Here is a 4,040-nt window from a genome sequence, read left to right as displayed (position 1 = left end):
CGATCCACGCCGCCGTATCGGTGCGGCCAATGCCGCTGCCCGCGTCGAGCCGGTGCAGGGCGGATTCCTCAACGCCATCCAGCAATATCCCTGGACCGAAGGGGCGCTCTATCAGGTCTATTCCGCGCCCGGACAGGTGACGGACATCGCCTTGCAGCCCGGCGAGCAGCTTGTTGGGCCGGGGCCGATCGCTGCCGGCGACACCGTGCGCTGGATCATTGGGGATACGGTCAGCGGCAGCGGACCCACCGCTCGTATCCATATCCTTGTCAAGCCGATGCGGCCGGATCTGTCGACGAACCTCGTCATCAATACCGACCGGCGCACCTATCATCTCGAGCTGCGCGCGACACCCTCGACCTACATGGCGTCGGTCTCGTGGACCTATCCGGCGGACGAGCTGATCGCGCTTCGTAATGCGAACGCGGCGGCGGCTTCCGCTGCGCCGGTGGCTGCTGGGCTGGACCTGTCGGCGCTCAATTTCGGCTACCAGATTGAGGGCGACCGTGCGCCGTGGCGACCGCTGCGCGCCTTCGATGACGGGCGGCAGGTCTTTATCGAGTTTGCCGAAGGCATAGCGCAGGGCGAAATGCCTCCGCTGTTCGTAACCGGCGCGGGCGGCGACGCGGAGCTGGTCAACTATCGCGTGCAGGGCCGCTACATGGTGGTCGATCAACTGTTCGCCGCCGCCGAACTGCGCCTTGGCGATCGGCGCAGTGCGCGGCGGGTTCGCATCGTGCGCGACAGCGGCGATGCGCGCCGGGAGCGACGGCCATGACCGAACAGCGCGACGCAACGAGCGACCAGTCCTCCGACATCGAGGAAGCCGCGCCCGACAGGCCGCCCCAGTCTGGTCCCGCCGATCCTCGACCGTTCCAGCTTAGAAGCGATCCGCCGCAAGTCATGCGCCTGTCACCTAAAGCGCTTGCGGTCATCGGTGCCGGGCTGAGCCTCGGCATTGGCGGTGCGCTGATCTACGCGCTTGCGCCGCAAGATGAGCGCCGACCCCAGGAACTTTACAACACCGACAGTCGCGCTACGTCGGAGACGATAACGTCGGGACCGAGCGACTATGGCGGCGTGCCCAAGCTTGGCCCGCCGCTTCCCGGCGATCTTGGCGGTCCAATCGTGTCTGCGCAGCAGCGTGGACAGAACGTACCCGTACCGCCAGTCGGCACCACGCCACCACCGCCCGACCCGCGCGTACAGGCGGCAGAAGCGGCCCGGCAGCGGGCCGCGGAGGAACGAGATACTGCGCGAATGAGCGGCGTTTTTCTTGGTAATGGCGGCGCCAGCGGCGCAGCGGCTCCGGCGCTCCCTGAACTCGCGGGCCTGCCACCGCAGCCAGACGCCGCTCAACCCGCTGAGCGTGTTGCCGCGCGAGACTTCCTCGCCCGGGAATCGAACCGGCGCGTGGTCAGCCCAGAGCGGCTGGTTGCGCCCGCGTCGCCCAACATCCTGCAAGCCGGGAGCATGATCCCCGCCGCGCTCGTGACCGGCATCCGCTCCGACTTACCCGGTCAGATCACCGCGCAGGTAACGCAGAACGTCTATGATAGCCCGACCGGCCGCATCCTTCTCGTGCCCCAAGGCGCGCGGCTCATCGGCGAATATGACAGCGAGGTCGCCGCTGGACAGACCCGCGTGTTGCTCGCCTGGGATCGGCTCATTATGCCCGATGGCCGCTCGATCATTCTCGAGCGCCAGCCCGGCGCAGACGGCGCGGGGTTTGCCGGGTTGCAGGACCGGGTGAACCAGCATTGGGGCAACCTGCTCCGCGCAGCTGCCATTTCGACGCTGCTCGGCATCGGCACCGAATTGGGCGCGGACAGCGACGACGACGTGGTGCGCGCACTGCGGCGGGGATCGCAGGATACATTCAATCAGTCGGGGCAACGCGTTGTTGACCGTCAGCTCAATGTGCCCCCTACGCTGACTATCCGGCCCGGCCATCCGCTGCGCGTCATGCTGACCCGCGACCTTATCCTTGAACCGATCGGAGGCACGCGATGACGAAGTTGAAGCTAGGGCCGCTCACCGACGACCGGCCCGTCAAACTGACTGTGGAATTGCCCGCCGCAGTACATCGGGATCTGATCGCCTATGCAGCGGCGCTTGCGGTCGAGACCGGCAGTGAACCCGTCATGCCGGAGAAACTGATCGCGCCAATGCTGGCCCGGTTCATGGCCGGAGATCGGGGCTTTGTCCGTGGACGCAGTGCGCGCAGCTGCTGATAGTCAACGATCCTCACGGAAACGGCGAAAACGCTCCTTGGAACCGACCGTTGCGATGGCTGTTTCGGCGTTGGCACATTCGCCGCCGCGAACTGTGCCTTCGCGGCAAGAAGCCACGATCCGGTGAGCCACGTCGATGTTCGCTTCGAAGTACTGGACGCCTCGAGGCTCCTTCCCCGGTTCGACGGACGAAGGTGCGGAAGCTACAATGTCTGCTTGCTTTGGCGGCAAGATCATCGGGCGAAGCGCAAAGCCAGAAAGGAACCCAACTACGAGAGCGACAACGATCGCAAGCAGCATAGCGCGTGACATGGTCTGTTCTCCGGACGCTGATCTAGCCAATTTCTTCACCGTTGTGCGTGAAGGAAAGCTGGTATCGCCTCCGCACAAGATCGAGGAACCGCTTCAATGCGGGATTGCCGTTATCTTGACGCCAATATCCCGAGTAAGTGATCAGCGCCGGGTCCTGCTCGCCATGGACCGGACGATACACCAGATTGGGATATTGAGTGCCGGTCGACCCTTCACAGACGATCGATAGAAAATCAGTTTCACCAATCATGCTCAAGACGGCTTCGCGGCTGACTGCGTGAAGAGCGATACTTGTATCCGCGCCCGACTTCCAAAGGCGCCCAAGAAGCATGTCGCGGATGTCGGGTCCAGGGTCAGCCGCAGACAAAATGAACCGCTGGTCGCGAAGGTCGGTCCAATGCACAATATCCCTAGCCGCTAGCGGATGATCGGAGGCAAGCGCTACGAATACGCGTTCACTCCAGAAGGCAGCGTGAAGATACTCGCAGCGTTCAACTTCACCCAACAAGATAGCAATATCGACGGCGTCGCTATCCAAGCCCGCGAACAGTGTGTTCCTGTCCGCTTCCATGCCTTCGATAGCGAGATCCGGATTGGCTCTCTGTGCCTCGATCAGCGTAGCGCGGAGATGACCGGCTGAGACAGAGCTGTTGAAACCGATCGTCAGTATCCCCGCCTTGCCCAAACCTGCCGCCCGGCTTGCTTCGACCATTCGGTCTGCACTTGCCAGCATGGTCCTCGCACCGCGCAGGAACTGCAAGCCCGCGTCGGTCGGACTGACCCCGGCGCGTGAACGGATAAACAATTCGGCCCCCAAAGTCCGCTCGAGCCGAAGGATCGCGCGGCTGAGTGTGGATTGGTCAATGTTTAGGGCACGAGCTGCCCGGTAGAAACCTCCATGATCGGCAGCTGCAAGGACATAGCGAAGCTGTCGGATATCAAAAGACATGACTGGCTCTCAACGACGTTTTCGCTCGTACCATCAGATATGAGACCACCATCTGGACCAGCGACGCGCCCATGGTCATCGACTACATTCTGATGGTTCGGCCGAGATCGGACCATTGACGCTGCAGCGGCTGGACCAGCCGAGTCCGAGGGCGGTACTCAGTCGCGCAAAGCTCGAGGCCAGGCGGACTTGGGCACTTACATGAAAGCGCTCGGCTTCGACCCGTTCTCGATCAGCGTCCAGCACTTCAATCAGGCTGCCAGCCCCCTCCCGATAGCGAAGCTGAGCGAGTTCAGCAGCGCGCACTGCGCGGCGCCGCGCTTCAAACCGGCCCGCCATCTCTTCGCGCGCACGCAAGTGGCGCGCAAGCGCACTTTCCGCATCGGCAAGCGCCTTCAACACTGTCTGTTCATAGTCGGCAACAGTCTCGTCTCGTTGCCCGCCAGCCTCGGCAATTCGAGCGCGAACGCGCCCCAAATCAGGCAGACTCCAACTGAAAAGGGGCCCAAGCGAATAGGTGAAACTGTCGCTGCCGAGATCGGAAA

Annotated in this window: 6 protein-coding genes; 3 read left to right on the top strand and 3 right to left on the bottom strand. The window is 63.2% G+C overall.

Annotated features, from left to right (window positions below; translation table 11 throughout):
• From trbG to DM995_RS18075, 3 genes are all read left to right on the top strand, one after another.
• Nucleotides 1-778 (top strand): P-type conjugative transfer protein TrbG (trbG, locus tag DM995_RS18085; RefSeq protein ID WP_116970601.1); only part of this gene is annotated, 778 nt, incomplete at its 5' end.
• On the top strand, nucleotides 775-2,013 hold the full coding sequence (locus tag DM995_RS18080) for a TraB/TrbI/VirB10 family type IV secretion system protein (RefSeq protein ID WP_116970600.1): 1,239 nt from the start codon (nucleotides 775-777) through the stop codon (nucleotides 2,011-2,013). The genes trbG and DM995_RS18080, both read left to right, overlap by 4 nt.
• Nucleotides 2,010-2,234 (top strand): DUF2274 domain-containing protein, encoded by a 225-nt coding sequence (locus tag DM995_RS18075; protein ID WP_116970599.1) that lies wholly within the window; start codon nucleotides 2,010-2,012, stop codon nucleotides 2,232-2,234. The genes DM995_RS18080 and DM995_RS18075 overlap by 4 nt, the downstream gene beginning before the upstream one ends.
• Before the next feature lie 3 nt (nucleotides 2,235-2,237).
• Here DM995_RS18075 and DM995_RS18070 read toward each other — a convergent pair whose 3' ends face one another.
• The 3 genes from DM995_RS18070 to DM995_RS22825 all read right to left on the bottom strand — a co-directional run bounded on the left by DM995_RS18070 (nucleotide 2,238) and on the right by DM995_RS22825 (nucleotide 3,972).
• Complete coding sequence (locus DM995_RS18070; RefSeq protein WP_232824534.1) at nucleotides 2,238-2,534, bottom strand: hypothetical protein; 297 nt, start codon at nucleotides 2,532-2,534, stop codon at nucleotides 2,238-2,240.
• Nucleotides 2,535-2,568: 34 nt separating this feature from the next.
• Nucleotides 2,569-3,495 carry a LysR family transcriptional regulator gene (locus DM995_RS18065; protein WP_116970597.1) on the bottom strand — a complete coding sequence of 309 codons (927 nt, stop codon included), beginning with the start codon at nucleotides 3,493-3,495 and terminating at the stop codon, nucleotides 2,569-2,571.
• Nucleotides 3,496-3,570: 75 nt separating this feature from the next.
• Nucleotides 3,571-3,972, bottom strand: a complete 402-nt coding sequence (locus DM995_RS22825) for a TolC family protein (RefSeq protein ID WP_353653378.1) — start codon at nucleotides 3,970-3,972, stop codon at nucleotides 3,571-3,573.
• Between the last annotated feature and the right edge of the window lie 68 nt (nucleotides 3,973-4,040).

The organism is Blastomonas sp. UPD001 (genome assembly GCF_003426715.1).
In the GTDB taxonomy this organism is placed as follows: domain Bacteria; phylum Pseudomonadota; class Alphaproteobacteria; order Sphingomonadales; family Sphingomonadaceae; genus Blastomonas.
This window is presented reverse-complemented; position numbering and strand designations above follow the sequence as displayed.